We start from the raw sequence: 23,759 nt of genomic DNA on the forward strand, positions 1-23,759 counted from the left end.
ATAGAAACCTATATGAGTTGCTCATAGAATGATGTAAATGCTCTCTATTTTTTGTAATAGAAGCTAATGCTTTGATGATATTACTGAGGAAAGGTGTATATTTTCATTGATATGTAAATATGCACCTTTTCTATTGTATTTGCAATTTAATAAAGTTAATTTGAATTTATGTAACGCACATATATGAAGCCATCTTTTAAAAAAGGAAGTGATTTATCATACACATTCAAGCTGTGAAAATACCAAAGAATATTGAAAGTCATTTGTTTAAGCAACTTAGTAACTTAGTTTCAAATGAGAAGAAAGAACGAATGAAGCGTTTATTAAACTCATGCGACGTTAATAGGACCCTGATAGGGGATTTACTAATCCGATCTCTAATCTGCCAAAAGTATAAAATTAATAATGAAGAAATTAGATTTAAATATAATGAGTATGGAAAACCTTTTGTTGAAAATTTTTCTGACTTTCATTTTAATCTGTCACATTCAGGAGAATGGGTGGTTTGTACTACTGCTAATTTTAATGTGGGTATTGATATAGAAAAGGTTTCAGAGATAGAGGCTCTTAAATTAGCAAATGAATTTTTTTCAGAGGAAGAATTTTATGATATATCTAATATAAATTCTGATGAACAAATTAATTATTTTTATGATTTATGGACATTAAAAGAAAGTTATATAAAAACGATTGGAAAAGGGCTTTATATCCCGTTAAATTCATTCTCTATAAAAAAAGAGTCATCAACTTTAATTTCATACAAGAATATACCTAACAACTTTTACTTTAAACAATATAACATTGATCCAAATTATAAGTTATCTGCTTGTGCAACAAGAGATGAATTTCCACAAGAGATAATAATTAAAGACATTTATACAATTTGCCAAAATATATACAAATTTGAAAGAAAGGAGAAAATCAATGCAGAAGACTAAACTTTTTTGCTTTCCGCATGCTGGGGGATCTGCGTTTAGTTACGCAAAATGGAAAAATCACTTTAATCCATATATTGAAGTAGTCCCAATAGAGTTAGCTGGTAGAGGGTATAGAATTGAAGAAAGATTGTACCAAAGTATGGAAGAGGCTGTAAATGATGCCTACACCAGTATAGTTAAGCAAATAGACGCTTCGCCCTACATTCTATTCGGGCATAGCATGGGAAGTTTGATTGCTTATGAAGTAGCCAGAAAAATACAGGATTCTAATAACGTATTACCTGAATTTCTTGTTTTGTCCGGTAGAAACCATCCAAATAGTAAAATAAAAAATATCCGACATAATCTTTCTAACGAACAATTTAAACGAGAAGTTATTGCAATGGGAGGTACACCATCTGGGGTACTTCAATCAGAAGAATTAATGGAGATTTTTCTCCCTATTTTAAGAGCAGATTTTAAGATTGTCGAGACATATATTCATGATAATAATATACAACCATGTGATATTGATTTTCTTATATTTAATGGAGAAAATGATGAATTTACTACATATGATCAAGTAATAAAATGGAATAAATATACAAGTGAAACGTGTACATTTCATTCTTTTGAAGGTAATCATTTCTTTCTAAATGAAAATATTGAAGAAATAGCAAAGAGTATTATAGGAAAGTTAGATTCTAAAAGATTATCAACTAGTTTTTAGGATTTTTCTAAGTATGCTCATGCCTAAGAAACAAAAATATGAAAGATGAAAAATACAGGCATTGCTGAAATTTTATTGAATATATGCATAGAATCCTAAACGAACTGTTTAAAGGCAGAGACTCTAAGCAAAATGTATATGAATTAACTTTAGTTTAAGTTGGCTTTACCTATAATACCATTTAGAGTCTTTATTATACTTAGTACAAAGTACATAACAGTTAGGGATGCTGTATGTAAAGCTAATGAATATGTGAAGTGAAAAGGCCGACTCTTATAATTATGAGTGGGCCTTTTGGTTTTATGGATATCAAATTAGTGAGCAACATTTCAAAGGGTATCTTGTGATATAACTAAGTAGAATTTTTTAAACAAGGGGATGATGAGATGAATAAATTGAAGGGGAAAATTGCATTAGTAACAGGGGCTAGTAGAGGGATAGGTCGAAGTATTGCCTTACATTTGGCACAGGCTGGTGCGTTAGTCGTTGTTCACTATAGTAAAAGAAAAGAAGAAGCAGAAAGTGTAGTGGATAAAATTAAAAAAGATGGCGGTTCCGCATTTGCGATTCGTGCAGACCTAAGTACTTTTAATGGCATTAATAAATTGTATTCAATGATGGATCAATCTCTTCAAAAATATATAGGTGATACTACATTTGATATCCTTGTAAACAACGCTGGAATTGGGCAGGTGTTAACGTTAGAGGAATCTACAGAGGAGTCTTTTGATGAGGTAATGAATATTAATGTGAAAGCTCCATTTTTCATTATTCAAAAGGCTTTGCCACGTTTAAGAGATGAAGGCCGGATTATAAATATTTCGTCTTTTGTCACAAGGGTAGCCTCCCCAAGTGTTTTTGCCTACAGTATATCTAAGGGGGCAATAAATACACTCACTCATACTTTAGCTCAACAACTTGGTGCTCGTGGTATTACAGTAAATGCAATTCTCCCAGGCATAATTAACACAGAAATGAACGCTGAGACATTGGGTAACCGAGATGGACAAAAATATGCTGCAGGTTTATCGACCTTTAATAGGTGGGGAGAACCTAATGATATAGCTGATATTGTAGGTTTTCTTTCATCATCAGACAGTCGTTGGATAACTGGTGAGTTAATTGATGCAAGTGGTGGATCTTACTTATAATACTTAGAGGAAAAGCCAACTTAAATTAAGGTAACTTTGCAATTCTATTATTTATTTGTTAAACCAGTGAACTATGTACCATTTTTTAGTTCTTAGAATAGTCACCTTGAGATGGGGCCAAATGTGGTAAGTCAATCAGGGGAGAGAACTAATTATGCTTTAGTATGATTTATGATAAGTATAAATGGTAAAAAGCAATGAATATGCACAATTTCATATGTAAATAGGTACTTTTTGTTAACTCTTTTAAAGGGAAGGAAATGTATGAAATTATTATGATAGAATCAATTTGTATTAAATCGAAAGGGGATGAGAGTATGCTAAAAAGAATGATTATAGGAGTTTCATCATTAGTAGTGGGAGCAACAGTTGGCTTAGCGACTGATGTATCCGCAGCACCTGCACCACCATTAACATCATTAAATGTGGTGAAAGTTGAATCTCAATTAGGCGGGGTTGAATTTATTGGTCCTAATAATTTAAGTACAGTTAAAGATCACGGAGGGAGCTATTTATACATTTATACAAATGAAATGGGATATGGAAGAAATCCAATTGCTCAAATGAGTGGTCAAAAACTAAAAAAAGTAGATTCTAAGATGATTGATATTAATGGTGATAGAACAGTTGATGGTTGGGAATATAAATGGGATGCTTCAGGACAGCAAAATGGGCAATTTAAATATCAAAATACATCTACAAATGCACCTTGGAATACATTATCTACGTCATTAAATATTAAATAAACTAACAGAAGAATTCGATGTTATTTTTTTATGTTTGTTATATATGTAATGTTTGGATACCTAAAGGAGTCTACGTTTTTAAGTATGCTCTTTCTAACTAATGATAAGATATCAGCAAATTTAAAGTTTACATAACATTTTTCTGGTAAACAATTCTAGGTTTAATAGTGTAATCAATAAAGTAAGGAAGTCTTTCATAAAATCAATTAAGTTATTTAGTGGGTCTTTCATCATAAATATCTAAAACTACATATTTATGAAATTTTATAAAACTTTCACTTTATATTTAATCCTAAAACATACGATTTTAATACAAAATAATATAATTTGATTAATAATAGCAGTGAAAAAAACATTAAATATATCTAGATTTTAAAGCTAATGTTACTTTATTACGTAATTAACTTAATGTGATATATAGATTTATTATTCAATGTAACTAATATAATTTTAAAAGAGATAGGAAGTTATGTTTAAAGTAAAAACAAGGGGAAGAATAAAAAAAATTGTTATGGTTTCAGCGGTTTGTACCATGATATCAACGTATGGAGCACCAATTTCTAGTACAGAGGCAGCAATCCGATCTCATGCCCCATCAGTTTATGTAACACCACAAAATACTGGTGCTTCAGATATTATTAGCATAGACTGGTCACCAGTCCAAACAGCACCTTATACGTATTGGGCCGTGCATAACTGGAATCAGGGGGGAGAGGGTGGTGGTTATGCTGGCTTCCAACAACAAAGTGGTTTTGATCAATCCGGTAAACGTACCCTTCACTTTGCGCTTTGGGATCCAATAGCATCAAACCAAGCAATAAAAGCTGAATATTTATCGTCGACTTCAGAAGCCAGTAGATTTGGTGGAGAAGGAACAGGCCTAAAGGTACAAACAACTTATAATTGGAAAGATAGTGAATGGTATCGAATGACTCTACGTTCTTGGCAAGAAGATGGCCATACAAAGTTTGGCCAGTGGATAAAAGATAATAAATTAAATCAATGGAAATTAGTTGCTATTATGGATCATCCAGTTGCAAATGTGGCATTTAACTATGGTTTATCGATGTTTCAAGAGGACTGGGCTGGTAACGGACAAGATGTAAGAGAAGCACGTCTTAAAAATGGATACAGCAGAAAAGTTTCAGATAAACAATGGAATTCTTGGAATAATCAGCGTATCTCTGGGCAACATGATACGTCCTATCAATACGATGGAGGAGCAACTTCAGAATATCTATGGGTTAGGGCAGGAGGAAATACTCAATCAACTATTGGTACTGGAAAAACCTTTAATATAAATCAGCCTAGTCAACCAGAAATGGGAAATTTAGATTTTGATATTCAAAATACTCGCTTTGAAGATGGAAAATTAAATGTTTCATGGAAATTGAAAGAACAAAGTACTCCACAGTTTAAAGGGAAAATTGAAATCTATGACAATGAAAAGTTAATGGGACAACCTTTGAAAGTAATCGATAATATTAAGTCTTACAAAACTGAGGTAAGTCAAACTATGCAATTGCCTCAAACAGCTTTTGCTAAAATTATATTAACAGACATATTTGATCGAACTGCAGAGAAAAAAGTAGAAATTACAAATGGAAATTCTGATATTTTAGTAGGGAAACAATTTGCATGGTCCCTAAAAGGATATAGTGATCGAGAAATTGCAAAAGTAGATTATAATAAAACAGCAGAAGAGCTGAAAATCAAATTAGAAGCTGGTGTGCCGCATTCTTATTTCAATAGCACGTATGCAAGTATTAAAGTCCAGAACTCATCTGGTAGCGTTATGTACAATAAGGAAATTATGGGAAATAGACAACAAAATGCTGAAACCCAAATAGTACCTATAAAAGAGGGAGATTATATAGAATTTACTCATATAGAAGGGGAAGTGGCGAAGGAAAAAACACGAGCGACTTTAACTAACCTTGAGAATGGAAAACAGGAATATATAGGAAAGAAAAGAACATATCGGGTTACATCTACAGGTTTAATCAGACAATAGACGTATTAAAAAGTTGGGGGAATCCCCAACTTTTTTTATCATTTTAGTCAAGAAGATTCCTTCTTCAAGGAATGCGAAGTGAGTAGGTGGAGATAAACTGGCTTCGAATAACGGATAGCAGGAAGCTTTATCAATAAGTATGCAAATATTTTTAAAACTAATTTTTATACAAAAGTGTATACTTATGACAAAAAAGTTTTATTAAACCAACAATTTTTGTTTTGAGTAAATTTAAGGTGCGTAATTAATATGCATCTTTCGAGAAAAATGCATAATTATGTAAAATTATCTTCATTTACATGATCATGAACGTGGTATAAAAATGAAGCATATCCAAAATTATTAAAGGGGCTGAAAAAATGATTAAAAAACTTATTATTGGTTCTATTGTTTTAGGAACAGCAATAGGAGTAAGTAAACCTACATTTGCTTCAACAAATGATTCTCCATCACAGTTTCAAGATAGGGGAGATGCCAAAGTTCAATCAATACCATCGCCATGGCAGTATTTAGGACAAACCTCTAGGGAACTTCAAATTAAAACTAAGGATCCAAAAGTGCTTGCTTTTGAATTAGCAAAAGAGGCTCCATTTTACGAAGATGAATTAGTGGATGTGTGTTCTGCAATCTTAAGAGAAAATGTAGATGTAGTATATTGGACAAGTAAGGAATGGGCTAGATTTGAAGTAGGAAATTACGAGTTTAAACATGAAATGAAAATTTATAGAGATAAAGAACGTCAGCAATTAATTACTTCACTAGAATCATAAAAAAATAGAAGCTATCTTTAGTAAGATATGCATCCAATAATGTAGACAGGAAAAGAAAGCACATAAAACTGTTTCGATATTGGAAAGTAAACTAAAAAAAACAAGTATAATTACTTGTTTTTTTTAGTTACAGTAATTATTTAGAAGGCTTAGCTTGTGCATGGTCACCTACATTTATTGGATAACCATAATCCGCTCTACAACATGATTGGGATACAAAAGCTAGAAAGATATCAATCCATTTATTCTTAAATTGAATTAATATTCCTCTGTCATGGTATGATTCGTTATATTTTGAAAAATCATTTTACAAGCAATATGTAATACTTTATGGGAACATTATTAAATTTGAACGATATTAACAGAACTTTGTTGATAATTAGCTAAAAAAGTATTGTACGATTAAATGTATTGTGTTACATTTGTGTTACAAAACTATTACTTAATGTTATTATTGTTTCGATAATATTTCTTTTTGTTTCTGTAATATTACGAAAGTTATAGATGTTTTATGTGTATAGGAGTGTGTGTAGTAAAGAGTCTGAGTTGAAAATAAGTGTACACTTTAAATTTCCTTTCTGTCTGAATGAAGAAGACTACCAACTAATTAAGGGGTTTAAAGTAAAAACTTTAAATAAAATGTGCTTCCTTTCCCACACACAATTTAGTACATATTTAAAGTACAGTCTAGTTGCTACACAGACTCTTGTACATATAAACATTAAGGTGAAATAGAGATAAGGATTTATTACATAAAAAGCATTACTTAGCTAAACGTAAAAATATTATCTGTGCATTTTGATAAATTGTTAAAATGCCTAGATGATATTTTTTAGAAGATTTCTTGGATATGTTTATGAATAACAATTTCTAATACTTAATGATTCTCTACTGCTAAAATATCCAATAATTTATGTAATTGGATTTATAGGGTGTATGTACATTCACTTATATAGGGAAAATGAGGTTTTTCATATGAAGTATAGTTATAAAGTTTTTATATTTATTTGGACAATTATTTTATTGTTTTTTCTACTTTATTATGGTTACAGTGAAGTTTCCGACACCGAGCAGGTGCCAGTCATAATAATCAAAAAATAGAAGTGAAAAATATTGAGAAAACCAAATGAGATAAAAATAGATACAGTAGAAAGACTACTACAGGAAGTAATTAATCGTACGAAGTTAGATGAAATATTGGAAAGAAAAAACTTTAATGGAAAATATGTCGATTGCTGCTTGGGGAGAAAATTGTAGATATCACAATCGGTATAAAGATATTCATGAGTTATTCAGAGGTTACGATTTACACTGCCTTAGGAAAAAAAGGATAGGTTCCCGAGACACCCTTTATATTTAAGTAACGATTCAAGCCAATAGATTACATAAAACCAGAGCGGATTGTGCATCATCTTATTCGAACTACAAGAAACCATAAACGAACAAGTAAAGCGGGACTTAGAGTAAACTGTAATGGTGAAACAGGAGGAGACGCATGGGTGTGGTGTTCAATTTGTCATGAAGAACATCCTGTGTGCTGAATCCATCGCTTGCTTATCTTGTATCAATAAACTTATAGAAGACTATCATAAAGAAGTATGAAAACATGCCCCACTCCTTAATAAGGAAGTGGGGCATACATTTATCCAAGGTATATTTCTTTTCTGCGCTTTTCTACATAATCTAACATCTTTAGAAATTCATCATCTTTTCTTTGTTGTTCTTCTTTTTCGTTTTCAGAAAGTAAATGTGATTCCAATACTACGTCTTCTAGATCGAACTCTTTTCCGTTCCTTGGATTGGTAACCCGAATAGAATAGAGTTTTAATGTATCAGTGATACGATTCGAAGTGCCAAGGATAGTACCAGGAGCTCCATTAAATAATAAAAAGGGCCTAACTTCAGGTACTTCTAATTCTTTTCTAAGATATGCGATATCTCCCACTTTAAATTTGTTTTGCACCATGCATCAACTTCTCTTATTTTCGATACGTGAATATTACATTATAAAGATTTTATTTTTATAACGATTCCATGAAACTCTTTTTGATAATGTTAAAAATAAGAATTTAAATTGAATCAAATAAAAAAATTTCTCTAATTGATATGAGAGGTTTTCATCGTTCTATCATTATACTTTCTAATTCCTCAGAAGAATGGGCTAATGTTAATATGAATGATTTTTTTCTTGTTGAGCGGCTGCCGCTGGCTTGTTTTCCTTTTCACTGTTTAAATATCCAACTCCTGTTAGTAATAGGATAGGGACTGCCACTGTTAGAATCTTTTGTTTCAATACGATAACCTACTTTCTATAGCCTTTGTGTTTGTCTTGATGAATTATGTATACAGTTCAATAATCTAGGAGACTCTCTGCTGTTATTAAATTATTTAATATAAATATATTTAAATTTATTTTTGTTATTAGTTGGTAAAATTAGGTGTTAATACCAATAAAATCGATATTAAGGTGATTTTTCAACCGAGCAAATATACTCATAATGTTAGAACTTTAGAATATATGAGATAATAGCACAAAGAAGAGAGGTGAAGACATGCCTACACTAATATATCTTGTTGGATTACCTGCAAGTGGAAAAAGTTCGTATGCAAAGATGCTTCAAAAACAATACCGTGCTGCAATCGTCGCGACAGATGAACTTCGCCAAACGTTGTTTTATAGTGAAACGAAACAAGGGAAAACAGGAATGTTATATCGTTATGCAATGGAACGCGTTCGTGAACACTTAGAGGAAGGTCGTAATGTCATATTAGATGGGACAAATATTGAGAGGGAATTCCGTGTGAAAGCACTGCATCGCCTACGTGATATACCGAATTTAGAAAAACGATGTTATGTGGTGGACACTCCCTATCAGGAATGCCTCAAGAGAAATCAAGAGCGAAAGCGAACGGTGGAAGAGCGGATACTAGAAAAAATGTACAAAAAGGCTGAGTTCCCATTAAAAGAGGAAGGATGGGACCAAATCGAAATTCTGCATACACCAGGTTCATACAATATATCGAGACAAGAATTTCAAGAACTTCTAACTAGGTATTCAAGTTATGAAGAATTCTACGAAAGACTAAACACCATCCCGTTCTTTTCTGATATGTTTCAATATGATCAAGGAAACCCCTATCATTCCTTACCATTATGTCAGCACACATATATGGTATACGCTCATTTAACAGAGAATTATGTAGGGGAAGATTTATTTCTTCTGCAAAGTGCTGCAGCACTCCATGATATAGGTAAACCGTTTTGCCGTGTATTTAAAAAGCTCAAAGGGTACCATTCGTATTATGGTCACGAATATGTCAGTACCCATATCGCTTGCCACTTTTTAATGGAACTTGGTTTCGAATGGGAGTTTATTGAGAAAGTATTAATGATTACAGAGTTTCATATGAAGATGTTACATGGCGGGGAAGAGGCAGCACGTGAAATCTATCATTACTGCGGTGATGAGATGCTTACGAAATTATATTTTTTCCGAGATGCAGATGCATTTGCGAAGTAGAGAGGTGAAAAAAATGCTTGTAAAATATCCACGAACATTGCACGTTCCTTGGTCGATAGGGGTAACAAGTGATGACCGTGTTCTACAAAATATGGACGGATTTGAAACTCAAGAAGTGATCGTACTAGAAAAGTTAGATGGTGAAAATACATCCCTTTATAAAGATGCTATTCATGCAAGGTCGTTATCAAGTGGTCATCACCCATCGAGAACATGGGTAAAAACGTTACAAGGAAGTATGGGGTATAGAATTCCAGAAGGCTGGCGGATATGTGGTGAAAATGTATATGCTTGTCATAGCATTCACTACACAGCACTGACTTCCTATTTTTATGTCTTTTCAATATGGAATGAGAAAAATGAATGTTTATCGTGGGATGCAACAGTTGCATGGTGTAAAAAGTTAGGCCTTGCACATGTTCCAGTGTTATATCGTGGCCCCTATAATGAAAAGGTAATTCGTTCGTGCTACAACGGTACTTCACTCTTTGGAGGGATTCAGGAGGGGTATGTACTTAGATTAACGGATGCGTTTCACTATAATGATTTTTCAAAATCCGTAGGGAAATTTGTTCGAAAAGACCATGTGCAAACCAATCAGCACTGGATGACACAAGCGGTTATCCCCAATAAATTAGCAAAATAAAAACACGCAATTCCAAATGGAACTGCGTGTTTTTTCGTTTTCTAACATCATTTGACGTTCATGTATGGTTACTCTTATCAGAGAATATACTCCCTAACACTGAAAACTATTAATTTATTAGTTTTTATTCGTAACTTTTAAAGTATCTAATACGACTTTAGTTGCGTCTGCAATAAGCTTATCATCATATTCTGCATCTTCTTTATCATGATTAGAAAGGATGGCAAGAACAATTGGCTTTTTATTTGGTGGCCAAATAATTGCAATATCATTCCTTGTTCCATAAGATCCTGCGCCTGTTTTATCCGCTACTTCCCATCCTTTTGGTACGCCCGCACGAATCAACTTATCACCAGTCGTATTTCTCTTCATCCAATCTACTAATAATTCACGTTTCCCTGTTGGAAGTGCAGATCCTAATGTAAATGATTGAAGTGTCTTAGCGATCGCTTCTGGTGTACTGGTATCACGCGTTTCTCCAGGATGTACTTCATTTAATTCAGGTTCAAATCGTTCAGATTTAGTAACCGTATCCCCCGTTTCTCTCAAGATTTTTTCAAATGCGGATGGGCCACCTAACTTTTTAAGAATTAAATTATGTGCCGTACTGTCACTATATCGAACAGAAGCATCTGCAAGTTCTTTTAACGTCATTCCTGTATCCACATGCTTTTCAGTAATTGGATTATAATTAGAAAGGTCTTCACGCGTATACGTAATCCTTTCATCAAGAGCTTCTATTGAGTTCTGACGTAAAAGAGCTCCCGCTGCTAATGATTTAGATGTAGAGGCAAATGCAAAACGATCATTTGGATGATAAGCAACAGTTTGATTTGTACCTGTATCCAGAGCATAAATACCAAGCTTAGCATTATATTCTTTTTCAAGCTTAACAAAAGAATCATGACCTGTATTTTCTTGTTTAATTTGCTTTATTTGTTTTGTTTGCTTAGGTGGTTCAGATGGAGTATTACTATTAGAACACCCTATTAGTGTTACACATGAAAGTAATACGACAGGTATAATCTTTTTGTAGGTAAAGAACTTGTTTAAAACGTACATGAATTTTCAACCTCTTTCAATAATATATGGATTTTGTTTTGGTATTTTAAATACCGATGTTAATTAAAGTGGGTGTTGGATATCAATACTTCTGAAGTTGAATTTTAACAGGCTAAGCAGAACCAAAGCGTTTATATGAATGAACGGTTACTGTTTAGGGTGTTTCTTTTTTGCTTACACTTGTAATAGTTTACCTGTGAAAGTATTAAACTCGTAACATTTAAATGAAGTATTTCAATACACACTTTTTTTACATCACTTTACTTTTGGGAATAATAAGTCCTTTCATATTTTTAGGAATACACATAATAGACACTCTAAGTAATAAATTTGTTCCATTTTAACTTGGTGAACGGTAAAGAAAATACAATGAATTGTAAATGAAATCTGTACGGGAGTATAGTACAGTGCATATGAAAAACCCCTCAATGCTATCTCTCAAAAAATCATAATTCTCGTCTTTATAAACTGTATTTTCAAAAACATTGCGAGCTTGTAAGAAAAATGAAAGGTAATTCAATATGAGATAAACAACCTTACTACTACAATGAAAAACAGAATCATTCTTAAAAATCATGAGATACGATATCAAGTTATTTGCGTGTTTAATACATTTGACCAAATATTCCAGTTTCAATAGGAAAAGTCGAATCAGACCATTAACGAATGGTATATTATTCGTATTTTGGAAAAGTCAAAATGTAGACAAGCATCTTCTATCAAATCTCATTCTTAGTATGTACATTTGGAGGGGATTTCTCATATGAAATTAGTAAAAGTAACAGATGTTAGTTAGGAGAAAGATGATAATGTTAACAAATTCTATGGGAAGGTGAAGAAAGAAGGTAGCGTAGGTCTATTCCTACGTGTATATCATTTAGATAAAAAAGGTGTAACAGCTTGGGAGGAAGTGCAGGAAGACGAGCTTCCTAAGAAAGTAAAAGAAAAACTAGGTGTGAAATAATCATTTATTTGTGATGGTGGATTCTCCTACGTCGAGGGTTCGCCGTTTTTTATTATATGTTATGTTGTAATTTTTTATATGAAGTATATTGAAAAGATAGGGTAAATCTTCTGGAATGATATCTCCATTATTACTAAATCCATTTATATCAACAAATTTCCCTTTGTACCATTATCTTTTAAAGTACGTATAAAAAATGCCCTTTATCTTATCTTTATCTTATCTTTACTTTATCTTTAAATTTTTATATTAAACTTGAAACCTTAAAGTACTGATGTTTGAGTCTAAAAAGGGCGGGAGATAGATGTTCATTACATAGTTTGTAAATAACCAATTACCTTTGAAAAATTGAATTTTTTATACGAGGAGGAATATATGAAGGATACAAGTAAAAAACAAATTATAAAAGTGTTCCTTATTAGTATTTTAGGCTTAGGAATAATACTTGGAATGCTATATTTTAATCATAAAACCAATATTCAACAAAATAAAGCGCTAGCCACCGAAAAACGTGTATTGCAATATGAGTCTACCTTAAAAAAAGAATTAGAAAAATATAATTTAGGAGAGAAAACTGCAGTTTTATTAGGAATTATGTACCAAGAGAGTAGAGGTGAGGGAAACGACCCTATGCAGTCATCCGAATCACTTGGATTAAAGCCAAATGAAATTCAAGAGACAAGCTTGAGCATTAAACAAGGGGTAAAACACTTTGCTAAAATGTACAAATATGGAACGGACAAAGATGTTAGCATGGATACAATTATTCAAAGCTATAATATGGGGCCAGGGTATATTGATTTTATTGCTAGTCAAGAAGTTAAACAACACTCGGAGGATTCAGCCAAAAAGTTTTCTAAGATGAAAGTTGATCAAAATCCAGCGATGTATACTTGTGGTGGAAATAAAAATAATTTTAGGTATCCATATTGTTATGGTGATTTCACATATGCTACAAAGGTAAATGAAAAAACAAAACTTATTGAAGAACTTCTTCGAAATGTACATATCTCTTCTAAATAAGTTGCAGAATGAAATATAATGATACCATCAGTTATTAACAATAATATCTAAGAAAAAAACTACTTTCTTTCTTAATTCACATAATTTTCAAAAATAAATCCCGTGGATGTTAATATTTGTTATATAATATATTTGTCAAAGCATTACCCCTAAAGTTTCTAAAGTCAAGCTGTAAGATAGTTTGTTAGGCACGTATTTTCACCTTAAAACAAAAAGAACTTGTAGAGATTCCTACAAGTTTTTTTGTTTTAAGGGTTAAAAGTGGATTTTAAATATAGTTGCAATTTTTTGAGGGGGAAAAGTAAATGTTTATAAAAACAGAAAGATTATTAATGCGAAAATTTGAGTTCAAAGATTGGCAAGCTGTTCATGAGTATACATCAGATATCAATGTTATGAAATACATACCTGAAGGGGTTTTTACTGAAGAAAATACAAGAAACTTTGTGAATGAAAACATTGGTGAAAACGCTAAGAACTTTCCTGTATTATTAATTGATAAAGATATTCTGATTGGTCATATAGTTTTTCATAAATATTTTGGTGAGCATACATATGAGATTGGTTGGGTATTCAATCCTAAATATTTCAATAAAGGATATGCTTCTGAAGCAGCACAAGCTACATTGAAATATGGCTTTAAGGAAATGAAGTTACATAGGATTATAGCTACATGTCAGCCACAAAATATTCCATCATATCGAGTGATGGAGAAGATTGGAATGAGAAGAGAAGGCTATTTTAGGAAGTGCATACCACATGGGAATGAATGGTGGGATGAATATTATTACGCTATTTTAGAAGAAGAGTAGTGTTTTAGAACGCACTATTTAAAACGGCAGATTAAAAACAAGTAGGTTATATTTCTTCTGCATATGTTATGAAAATAGTATAATTTAAGAACCCACAATGAAGATAATTACTGATAAAGATATGGTAGTGATGAGAACAGTTGTAGGTTTTGGTGCAAAAAAGTTATCAAACTTGGACATACCAATACTATTCCTCTATAAAGGCTTATAAACGGTATGGAAACAAAACAGTTGTTCAAGTGTAAGAATTTTGAGCCTAACTTTATTTTGTAAATAGTGAGATGATACATGCGGTACAACTTGAATCTTCGTAAAGAAGTATTTCTACATGTATATTACACTGAAAAAAAGTGCAATAGCTTGGGAAGATGTGAAGACAGACGAGTTTCCAACAAAAGTAAATGAAAAAATAAATATGAAATGATTAGTTACTTGTGATGGCGGATTCTCTTACATGGAGGATTCGCCGTTTTTTATTTACAATGAGAAACGCATGCTAGGATGAATATTGGGATTAATTAGAATGTTTGACTGGTCGATACTGCTAATGTATTAATGATCGATATGTATAAGTACCTATACATATCAGATCAACGAAATTTTGTTCATTTGTTTTCATTAGAGGTTGCATCTCGGGGGAAAAGAAGAAATTGTGCAAAAGAAGTGTGAGAAATCCGTAGCGTGACTGAGAGAATTAAACGCGTAAGATATCTTGTAATAGGCAGCATAGCAGAATGTTAATTGTATATTTTAATATATTGTTGTAATATTACAAACGGTACCTAGGTAATATAAGGTAAATGCGCTATTGTTATTGTATAAATATGGCGCAAACAGGGGGAATGGACATGAAAAAGTATCTAGTAGCAGGATTATTGTTATCAAGTTTATTAGTGGGATGTGGTCAGGAGAACGCCTTTACCAAGAAAGAAACAGCTAAGAATGAACAGATAGTGAAGAAGGATGAGAAAGCCGATAAGAAGGTAGATGATGCAAAGCATGATGAATTAAAGGACACGCAAAAGTTGGATGACAATGTGCTAAAGGATAATGAAAACAAAGAGGTTAAAATGGACAAGAATGAGGGGAAAGTTGATATTGTAAAGTATCAGTTTCCATTAGAAGATAGTAGTTCAACAATGCCTGTCGATTACTTTGAAGCACTTAAACATGGTATGCCATATGAAGAAGTAGCTAAGGAATTACACCGTAATGCGACAAGTGCATTTAAAACGAAGAAGTATGATACGGACTTAATTGAATATACTTATGAAGCGCCACAAGCGATAATACAAGTTCAATTTAAGGATGGTAAGTTATTTGGTGCGGATTATGTTGGTCAAGATAAGGAAATGTATTCAGTTATTTCTGTTGGATGGGATGAAAAAAATAATCGCTGGACTGAAGAGAAAAACGTAGGCGTACAATCTAGTGAAAATAATCCAAATAATACAAATAATCACAAGCCTCAAATAAACGAAGGTAAGAATATAGAAACGAATGATAAGCCCGCACCTAGTACAGCAGGTGTAAAGGCAGATAAGAAGTCCGAAGAAGTTACCAATAATAACGAAGTTGAACAACATCGTAATAAGGAACAATAACGTAAGGAAGTAGAAGAATTTAAGCCGAGTGATGCGGACATGGAACGCATTAAACGACAAGAAGACAGTTGGAATACACCATTAGGTGGTGTTGGTGCTACATGGCAAGAAGAAATGGAAGAGATGAAAAAACAGAAATAAAATAACATACATACCTATTATAGGGATTAAGTGAATTTAAAGTGGGAAATTTATAGTTTTTATCATATTTTATTATATTCATTCTATAAAATTCAAAAAGATGACAGGGTGTTGGAAATCCAAAAGGATTTCTCATTAATCTGTCTATTACAAAATATTAATATTATTGTTGATATTGTCTTATAAGAAGGAATTCATTTAAGATATTAATTGAAAATATTAATTAGGAGGATGTTAGAAATGGAATTAAATAATGGGGATGGAATTAATATAGAAAAAAGTACAAGTATTAACATGGAAGAAATGGAGTTATTATTGTTAGCTGATCCCTCAACAGAAGTAGTTAATGGGTATCTTAAAAAGGGAGATTGTTTTGTTTTAAAAAAAGATGCTTTTACTGTAGGTATTATGATTTTAATCCCTACCCGAACTGAAACAATTGAGATTATAAATATAGCAGTTTCCGAAAAAGAGCAAGGAAAAGGATATGGGAAATACCTACTTAGATTTGCTATAGATTATGCTAAAAAAGAAAAATATAAAACTATAGAAATAGGCACAGGAAATTCTAGTTTAATGCAATTAGGTCTTTATCAAAAATGTGGTTTTAGAATAACCAGTGTGGATAAGGACTTTTTCTTACGAAATTATAATGAAGAAATATATGAAAATGGTATTCAATGTATGGATATGATTAGGTTAACGCAAAATTTATAAAAAATTATTTGTACATAAAAATCGCAACACCCATTAAATGTGAAGGGTTGCGATTTTTTTGATATAATGCGTCATTATGATTTGTGGGTAGCGTTAGGCAGTATATGTATTTGAGAATTATTACAAAATCAACAAGTGTTAATAAATTTATCTGTTATGTCAACAATTTGAATATATTTCAAATTGTTTTTTATAATTCAGATAGATCTTTTTCCAATAATTTTAATGAAAAGTAAAAAATATGAAATTTATCCATTTTAGTTATGGTTAAATGTTCATTTAAACAACTAACTAATGGGATTTATTAGATAATTATTAGCGTAATTTTTTCTTTATTCAAGGATGAAAATCGTACTAAATGTAGATATAACAACTATTATGTTGTTTTAATGATATAAAAATATTTGGTTTTTGAAAAAAGAATTTTCTGAACAATAAATATTATTATATATTGAGAAAGTAAAAAAATAGAAAAATATCAATTTAATCCCAAAAATAACGTGTGAATATTATAGATATAAATTACAACTTGATATTTCACATGAATTTCTACAAATTTAGATGTTTATTAAATTAGGAGGATTGATAGTGCTAAAAATGTAGTTTGTTGCTAATTCAGTATTTTATATGCATCCATGGGATTTTAGAACGCACAGTTATTATTTGCTAGTAAGTATTTTAATATCAAATCTTTTGGGGAAGTGATAAGTAATGGTCACAGTATTAAATAATGAAACTAAAAGTTTATTAGTTGATAAAATTGCAAATAAAAATGCGTGTATTGGATATGTAGGCCTAGGTTATGTTGGACTACCATCGGCTCTTAAATGTTTAGAAGTAGGTTATGCGGTAAGAGGTTTTGATAAAAATTCAGCAAAAATAAGAAAACTAGAACGTGGAATAAGTTATATCAGTGATATTCAAGATACTGAAATCCAAGATGCTTTACATACAAATAGATTTTTTGTTAGTACAGAAATGAATGATATAAACGAATGTGATGTTGTAGTTATATGTGTTCCTACACCATTAGAAAGAACTAGTAAACAACCAGATTTAACATATATTCATTCAGCGGTGGATGAAATAGTTAAATACATTAAAAAAGGTACATTAATTATCTTAGAAAGTACTACTTATCCAGGTACTACAAGAGAAGAAGTTTTATACAAATTAGAACAGAAAACTAATTTTAAAATTGGTGTAGATATATTTGTAGCATACTCTCCAGAGCGAATCGATCCTGCAAATCAATCGTTTTCAATTCAAGATATTATAAAAATCGTAGGTGGAGTTACATCTAATTGTACCGATTGTGCAGCAGCTTTCTATAGTAACTTAATTAAGGATATTCATAAGGTAAGCAGTCCAGAAGTAGCAGAGACAGCTAAGTTATTGGAAAATACGTATCGTTTTATAAATATCGCTTTTATTAATGAAATGACACAAATTTGTAATGAGTTAAACATAAATATCTGGGAAGTAATTGATGCCTCAGGAACTAAGCCATTTGGATTTCAAAAATTCTATCCTGGCCCTGGCGTAGGAGGACACTGTATTCCAATTGATCCTATTTATTTTAAGTGGATTGCAAATAATAAGGATTTAGCAACAAAAATGATTGATGTGGCAAGGGAAATTAATGAAAACATGCCTAAGTATGTTCTTAATAGAGCACTACAGTTACTAGATGATAAAGATGGTAAGAATATTCTTATGGTTGGTGTTGCATATAAAAAGAATGTTAATGATGCTAGGGAATCGCCAGCTTTGGATATTATGAATGATTTAATGATAGAAGACTATAACGTGGATTATTACGATCCGTTTATAGAGGAACTCATTGTGGGCGATAACACATTGAAAAAATCTATAGATTTAAACCTAAGTCAATTAGACAAATACGCTTTAATTATTGTTCATACGGATCATGATTGCATTAATTTTAAATTGCTTAATGAGGTAAATTGTTTAATTTTAGACACAAGAAACATATTTAAAGATGAATCAGTATATAAAAAAAATATTATAAGTTTGTAGGTGATTACATGGTAGAGTTTATTCCTTTTTATCGACCGGAAATCAATGATGAAGATATAGAGAGGGTAGTTTCTGCCCTTAAATCTGGATGGCTTTCAAAGGGGCCAAAAGTGATAGAGTTTGAAGAGAATTTAAAAGAATATCTGAATACTGAACATGTAGTAAGTTGTAATTCAGGGACTGCCGCATTACATTTAGCATTACTGTCTTTGGGAGTTGGATTAGAAGATGAAGTAATAGTTCCAAGTTTTACTTTTTGTTCTAGTGTAAACGTTATTATGCATGTAGGTGCAAAACCCGTATTTGTGGACATAGATGAAGAGAATTTATGTCTTGATCTTCAAGATGTTAAAAGAAAAATCACTAAAAAAACGAAAGCAATTATTGCAGTTCACTTTGCTGGATATCCGGCTAAATTAAAAGAACTTCAAAAATTATGTAAAGAATACGGACTGTTTTTGATAGAGGATGCAGCGCATGCATTAGGAACAAAATATGATAATACTTTAATTGGTACACATGGAGATGTTATTTGTTTCAGTTTTTATGCCACAAAAAATATAACAACAGGTGAAGGTGGAGCGTTAGTCACTAAAAATGAATCGATTGCTGAAAAAGCTAGATTATATGGTTGGCATGGTATCACCAAAAATGCATGGAATCGTTATGGTGAAGAAGGAAGCTGGCGTTATGATGTTCTATTACCTGGGTTTAAATATAACATGATGGATCTACAAGCTAGTTTGGGTATTAGTCAGTTAAAAAGAGCTGATGAAATGATTGAAAAACGCAAGAGAATAGCTGAAAGGTACCAAGAGGAATTAAAAGAGGTTCAAGAGTATATAACGTTACCTAATTATACTAACAATCCAAGTGTAAAACACGCATGGCATTTATTTGTTATAAAAATTAATTCTAATTCTCCTGTTAGTAGAGACCAGGTAATTCAAGAAATGAAAAAGAGAAATATTGGGCTAAGTGTTCACTTTATTCCTGTTCACATGCATCCGTATTATGAAGAGAGATTTAACGTATATTTACCTAAAACGGAAGAGATATTTAATCAAATTATTTCATTACCACTGTATAGTGCTCTTACAGACAATGAAGTTGAACATATTATAACGTCTTTAAAAAGTCTATATCAATTAAAAATAGGGAGGTAAATATTTATGAAAATTGGGGTTATTGGTGGCAGCGGATTTATTGGTAAGCATGTTACAAAGGAGTTACTAGCAAGGGGGTATGAAGTAGTTATATTTGATAAATTTAAACCAAGTATTGATGTTCCTTTTAAGGAAATTGATATTTTAGATATTGCAACATTAAGAGAAAATCTTATTGATGTCGATGGGGTAATCCATTTAGCTGCATTAGTGGGTGTTGATAATTGCCGTTTAAATGAAGAAGATGTAGTGAGGGTGAACTTTGAAGGTACGAAAAATATTGTACAGGTTTGTACCGAAAATGGCATAGAAAAATTATTGTTTTCTTCCAGTTCGGAGGTATATGGGGATGGAGTGAGTGTTCCGTTTAAAGAAAATGATATTAAAATTCCAAAATCAGCTTATGGAAAAGCTAAATTAATGTCCGAAGATTATTTGAAAGAATATGTTAGTAATAGTTTGAAAATTAGAGTGGTACGTTATTTTAATGTGTACGGTTCACAACAAAATGATAACTTTGTAATTTCTAAGTTTTTAAAACAAGCTCATAGTGGTAAAGATATTACTATTTATGGAGATGGACAGCAAATTAGATGTTTTAGTTATATAAGTGATATTGTTAACGGAACTATACTAGCCTTTGAATATGAAGGAGAAAACTTTGCAGATTTTAATATTGGCAATAACAAACCTATATCTATGGAAGAACTAGCAATAAAAATTAATGAATTAATGGGCAATAAAAGTAAAATTAAATTTCTTGATTTAGGTGAAGAGGGAGTCCGAAATTCTAGTATTGAAATCTTTAGAAGAATCCCTTCAATAGAGAAAGCTAAATTATTTTTAAACTATCAACCAATTATTTCATTAGATAAAGGACTAGAGATAATAATAGGGGAGAAGTATGGAAACACAGTATCTATATCCTAAGAATCCAAAGAAAATTAAGTATCCCATATATTCTTCTCCTTGGAGTATATCTGATCATGTATTTTTTTTGAAAAGTGTATATAGACCTAATGATTCTAAACTTAAAAAAAGTCTTCAAGCTCTTTATCCGGATGCAGAAATTGTATTAACTAATAGCGGTACATCTGCATTAGTAGTTGGTTTAAAGTATCTAAAAGTGGCAAAGGGAGATGAAGTAATTCTATCGAACTTTAATTGTCCTAATGTAATAGAAGCAATATTAACGGTGGGAGCAAAGCCTGTATTAATTGATTTAAACACTAATCATTCAATTTCTCTTAATAAAATAAAAAAACATTTGAATGCTAATACAAAGGCAATTATTCTTACGCACTTGTATGGATGTCATGACGATTTAGAAATTATTGACTGGGCTAGAGAAAATAATATTTATATCATCGATGATGCTGCACAAGCAATGTTTTCTTATCAAAATGGAAAGCCAGTTGGTAGTTTAGGCGACATTGGTATTTTAAGTTTTGGAGGAACTAAACCGATCCCAAGTATTGGGGGAGGAGCGTTACTTCTTAATCGTACAATAAGTGAATTATGTGACATGGATGAAGAAAAGAAGGAAGAAGTGGTTTTAGATTATAAGAATCATTTAAAAACACAATTAGCTATAAAAATAAAAAAGAGTAGAGTACTGAGTTTATTTACTAATTATTGGAGGAAATTAGAGATTCTGCCCTCCTATAATAATAGTAAATTAGATTCTTTACCGGAGAAAACGGAAGTTATAAATCCAAAAAGAATGTCTATAGTACGTTCATTGTTAATTGATAAACACCTACAGAAAACAAAGAAGATTTTAGAAATAAATATATGCAACGCTAGTCTGTGTTATACAATGCTGCAGGAAATTGAAGAAAAGTATGGCGTTAAGATTATATTTTCAGCTCAGAATGTTTATTTAAACTATTTTACCATTATATTCAAAGAATCATCTGATAGATATGAGTGTTCTGTACATTTAGCGGAAAAAGGTATACAAATTTGTTGGAATTACTTACCTCTGAGTGAAATTCCTATTTTTTCGAAGTACGCAACTGAGTCAGAAAATATAGATTATTTATGGCCAAGGGTATTATCAATACCTTTTAAATATCCTTTAGTAGACAAGGACCTTAAGTATATATGTAGTCAAATTCTGAAATATTTAGAGAATAAGAATTAAAAGGTGATTATATGGAAATCGAAATATGTACTGACGCCCAATATTGGGATGCCTGTATGGAAGAATACAATGGTTCTGTATTTCATAGTTACGAATGGGGAAAGTTAATGGAATTATTACCTGGTGTTCAATTTTTCCCAGTACTAATAGAAACACGAGATACAGTAGTTTTAACTCCTATGTATGTACAGGATGGTAGGCTTTTGGGAAGTTTAATTGGTTATGGAGGTCCAATAATAATTGGCCAAGATAAAATAGATTTTTCAGTTTATGAATCCATAATAAATAAGAAGTTTGAAAATAAAATTCAAAAGCTTTTATTACCTATAACGATAAATCCTTTTCAAAGTTATAGTAAAGAAAAGTGGGATTATAAAGAAACTTATATGTTAGACCTGCCAAATAAGTTTGAGGATTTATGGACATCGTGTTCTGGGAAAGCTAGGACAAGTGTTAGGTATGCACGTAAACAGAATGTTGAAGTTCGTCCTATAACTGTAGCGGAATTAGATGAGTTTTACCAATTATATCAAGAACATAATACAAGTATAGGAGCGAGTTATTCATTTAGTAGAGAGTTTTTTTATCATTTAGTTCTTAATTTGCAAGAAAAAATCCTTTTCTTAGGGGCATTCTTAGAAGAAGAATTAATTAGTTCCAGCATTTTTATAATGGATAAAAAGGTTTTATATTATTGGATTAACATTAACAATACCGAAGGGAAAAATTCACAATCTTCATATTTACTACTAAATGATGCGTTTGAATTAGCAATTCATAATAAATTAAAGTATGCGGATTTAGGATATTCACATAATAAAGGGATTGCTAGACCTAAGATATACTGGGGGGCAGCTTTGAAAAAATGTTTTTGTTTAAAAGAAAGGATTTAAACTATGATTATTAGTGGCCACCAACCAAGTTATTTACCTTGGTATGGTTTTTTTGAAAAAATTCATAAATCAGATGTGTTTGTATTTCATGATATAGCACAATTTGAAAAAAAAGGTTTTTTAAATAGGAATCGTATTAAAACTTCACAAGGAGCGTCTTGGTTAACTGTTCCAATACAAATGAAGAATTATAAAGAAATTCCATTTAATAAGTTAAAGATAGACAATACTCAAGATTGGGAACGGAAGCATTGGAAAGCAATAAGAATTAATTATTCTAATGCACCTTACTTTAATGTATATAAGGATTATTTAGAAAGTTTTTATTCGGAAGATTGGATTAATTTAAATGATATGAACATGAATTTTATTCATTTTATTATCCGTGAATTAAACATTGATACGGAGCTATATTATGTATCAGATTTAGAAGGGATTACAGGTAAGAAAAGTGATTTTGTATTAGAGTTGTGTCAGAAATTTAATGCCAGTACTTATTATTCTGGAAGTTTAGGGCAAGATTATTTAAACGAAAAAGACTTTGAGAATGAGAATATAGAAATTATTTATCAAAGAATAAGAGATTATTCATACAAGCAATTATTTGGGGAATTTATACCACATTTATCTATTTTAGATATTTTACTAAATTGTGGGCCAAAGGAAACAGAAAAATTAATTAAAGGAGTCTAAAAT

At 31.4% G+C, this 23,759-nt stretch carries 20 protein-coding genes and 3 pseudogenes; 19 read left to right on the forward strand and 4 right to left on the reverse strand.

Annotated features, from left to right (window positions below):
• Positions 1–311: 311 nt before the first annotated feature.
• The 6 genes and pseudogenes from C4S65_RS15085 (at position 312) to C4S65_RS15115 (ending at position 6,328) form a co-directional block, all read left to right on the forward strand.
• Positions 312–938: a 4'-phosphopantetheinyl transferase superfamily protein gene (locus tag C4S65_RS15085; protein ID WP_098379506.1), complete on the forward strand. Its 627-nt coding sequence runs from the start codon at positions 312–314 to the stop codon at positions 936–938.
• On the forward strand, positions 925–1,647 hold the full coding sequence (locus tag C4S65_RS15090; protein ID WP_001172943.1) for a thioesterase domain-containing protein: 723 nt from the start codon (positions 925–927) through the stop codon (positions 1,645–1,647). Before C4S65_RS15085 ends, C4S65_RS15090 begins: the two co-directional genes overlap by 14 nt.
• 386 nt (positions 1,648–2,033) lie before the next feature.
• Positions 2,034–2,798 carry an SDR family oxidoreductase gene (locus tag C4S65_RS15095; protein WP_001037514.1) on the forward strand — a complete coding sequence of 255 codons (765 nt, stop codon included), beginning with the start codon at positions 2,034–2,036 and terminating at the stop codon, positions 2,796–2,798.
• A gap of 260 nt (positions 2,799–3,058) precedes the next feature.
• On the forward strand, positions 3,059–3,544 hold the full coding sequence (locus C4S65_RS15100) for a DUF4879 domain-containing protein (RefSeq protein WP_000272950.1): 486 nt from the start codon (positions 3,059–3,061) through the stop codon (positions 3,542–3,544).
• A 469-nt stretch (positions 3,545–4,013) separates the two neighbouring features.
• A pseudogene (locus tag C4S65_RS15110) lies at positions 4,014–5,640 on the forward strand (DUF3472 domain-containing protein).
• Between the two features lie 277 nt (positions 5,641–5,917).
• Complete coding sequence (locus C4S65_RS15115; RefSeq protein WP_061667086.1) at positions 5,918–6,328, forward strand: hypothetical protein; 411 nt, start codon at positions 5,918–5,920, stop codon at positions 6,326–6,328.
• A 136-nt stretch (positions 6,329–6,464) separates the two neighbouring features.
• Here the strand turns inward: C4S65_RS15115 and C4S65_RS35685 are convergent.
• From C4S65_RS35685 to C4S65_RS35190, 3 genes and pseudogenes are all read right to left on the reverse strand, one after another.
• Positions 6,465–6,620, reverse strand: a pseudogene (locus C4S65_RS35685) (DUF2278 domain-containing protein); the annotation flags it as partial.
• 1,350 nt (positions 6,621–7,970) lie between these two features.
• Positions 7,971–8,294: a hypothetical protein gene (locus tag C4S65_RS15120; RefSeq protein ID WP_000250487.1), complete on the reverse strand. Its 324-nt coding sequence runs from the start codon at positions 8,292–8,294 to the stop codon at positions 7,971–7,973.
• 201 nt (positions 8,295–8,495) lie between these two features.
• Positions 8,496–8,621: a hypothetical protein gene (locus C4S65_RS35190; protein WP_003307055.1), complete on the reverse strand. Its 126-nt coding sequence runs from the start codon at positions 8,619–8,621 to the stop codon at positions 8,496–8,498.
• Positions 8,622–8,880: 259 nt separating this feature from the next.
• Here C4S65_RS35190 and C4S65_RS15125 point away from each other — a divergent pair, with 259 nt between their 5' ends.
• Together C4S65_RS15125 and C4S65_RS15130 are read left to right on the forward strand one after the other, a co-directional pair.
• The gene (locus C4S65_RS15125; protein WP_098838675.1) at positions 8,881–9,849 is read left to right on the forward strand and encodes an AAA family ATPase; all 969 of its coding nucleotides are present in this window, start codon (positions 8,881–8,883) and stop codon (positions 9,847–9,849) included.
• A gap of 13 nt (positions 9,850–9,862) precedes the next feature.
• A complete protein-coding gene (locus C4S65_RS15130; RefSeq protein WP_061667084.1) occupies positions 9,863–10,495 on the forward strand; it encodes an RNA ligase family protein in 633 nt (210 codons plus the stop codon).
• Positions 10,496–10,612: 117 nt separating this feature from the next.
• On the opposite strand, the gene blaIII is transcribed toward C4S65_RS15130, so the two are convergent.
• Positions 10,613–11,557, reverse strand: coding sequence for a class A beta-lactamase BlaIII (blaIII, locus tag C4S65_RS15135; protein ID WP_061667083.1), 945 nt, complete (start codon positions 11,555–11,557; stop codon positions 10,613–10,615).
• An 832-nt stretch (positions 11,558–12,389) separates the two neighbouring features.
• Between blaIII and C4S65_RS35195 the strand changes: the two genes are divergently transcribed.
• From C4S65_RS35195 to C4S65_RS15190, 11 genes and pseudogenes are all read left to right on the forward strand, one after another.
• Positions 12,390–12,521, forward strand: coding sequence for a hypothetical protein (locus tag C4S65_RS35195; protein ID WP_000711426.1), 132 nt, complete (start codon positions 12,390–12,392; stop codon positions 12,519–12,521).
• 375 nt (positions 12,522–12,896) lie between these two features.
• On the forward strand, positions 12,897–13,544 hold the full coding sequence (locus tag C4S65_RS15145) for a lysozyme family protein (protein ID WP_086790668.1): 648 nt from the start codon (positions 12,897–12,899) through the stop codon (positions 13,542–13,544).
• A gap of 305 nt (positions 13,545–13,849) precedes the next feature.
• Complete coding sequence (locus tag C4S65_RS15150; protein ID WP_000470156.1) at positions 13,850–14,356, forward strand: GNAT family protein; 507 nt, start codon at positions 13,850–13,852, stop codon at positions 14,354–14,356.
• 848 nt (positions 14,357–15,204) lie between these two features.
• A pseudogene (locus tag C4S65_RS34380) lies at positions 15,205–16,101 on the forward strand (hypothetical protein).
• 240 nt (positions 16,102–16,341) lie between these two features.
• Complete coding sequence (locus tag C4S65_RS15160) at positions 16,342–16,818, forward strand: GNAT family N-acetyltransferase (protein ID WP_000422449.1); 477 nt, start codon at positions 16,342–16,344, stop codon at positions 16,816–16,818.
• Between the two features lie 711 nt (positions 16,819–17,529).
• Positions 17,530–18,858: a nucleotide sugar dehydrogenase gene (locus C4S65_RS15165; RefSeq protein ID WP_061667971.1), complete on the forward strand. Its 1,329-nt coding sequence runs from the start codon at positions 17,530–17,532 to the stop codon at positions 18,856–18,858.
• Positions 18,859–18,866: 8 nt separating this feature from the next.
• Positions 18,867–20,024: a DegT/DnrJ/EryC1/StrS family aminotransferase gene (locus C4S65_RS15170; RefSeq protein ID WP_003308659.1), complete on the forward strand. Its 1,158-nt coding sequence runs from the start codon at positions 18,867–18,869 to the stop codon at positions 20,022–20,024.
• A 6-nt stretch (positions 20,025–20,030) separates the two neighbouring features.
• Positions 20,031–20,954 carry an NAD-dependent epimerase/dehydratase family protein gene (locus C4S65_RS15175; protein WP_000690427.1) on the forward strand — a complete coding sequence of 308 codons (924 nt, stop codon included), beginning with the start codon at positions 20,031–20,033 and terminating at the stop codon, positions 20,952–20,954.
• Positions 20,929–22,170, forward strand: coding sequence for an aminotransferase class V-fold PLP-dependent enzyme (locus C4S65_RS15180; RefSeq protein ID WP_103945281.1), 1,242 nt, complete (start codon positions 20,929–20,931; stop codon positions 22,168–22,170). Before C4S65_RS15175 ends, C4S65_RS15180 begins: the two co-directional genes overlap by 26 nt.
• Before the next feature lie 11 nt (positions 22,171–22,181).
• Entirely contained in the window at positions 22,182–23,063 is an 882-nt protein-coding gene (locus tag C4S65_RS15185; RefSeq protein WP_000401943.1) for a GNAT family N-acetyltransferase, read from the forward strand.
• Between the two features lie 3 nt (positions 23,064–23,066).
• Positions 23,067–23,756: a WbqC family protein gene (locus C4S65_RS15190; protein WP_061667968.1), complete on the forward strand. Its 690-nt coding sequence runs from the start codon at positions 23,067–23,069 to the stop codon at positions 23,754–23,756.
• The last annotated feature ends 3 nt before the right edge of the window (positions 23,757–23,759 follow it).

It is taken from the genome of Bacillus sp. ok061, from assembly GCF_900108285.1.
GTDB classification, from domain to species: Bacteria; Bacillota; Bacilli; order Bacillales; family Bacillaceae_G; genus Bacillus_A; species Bacillus_A thuringiensis_S.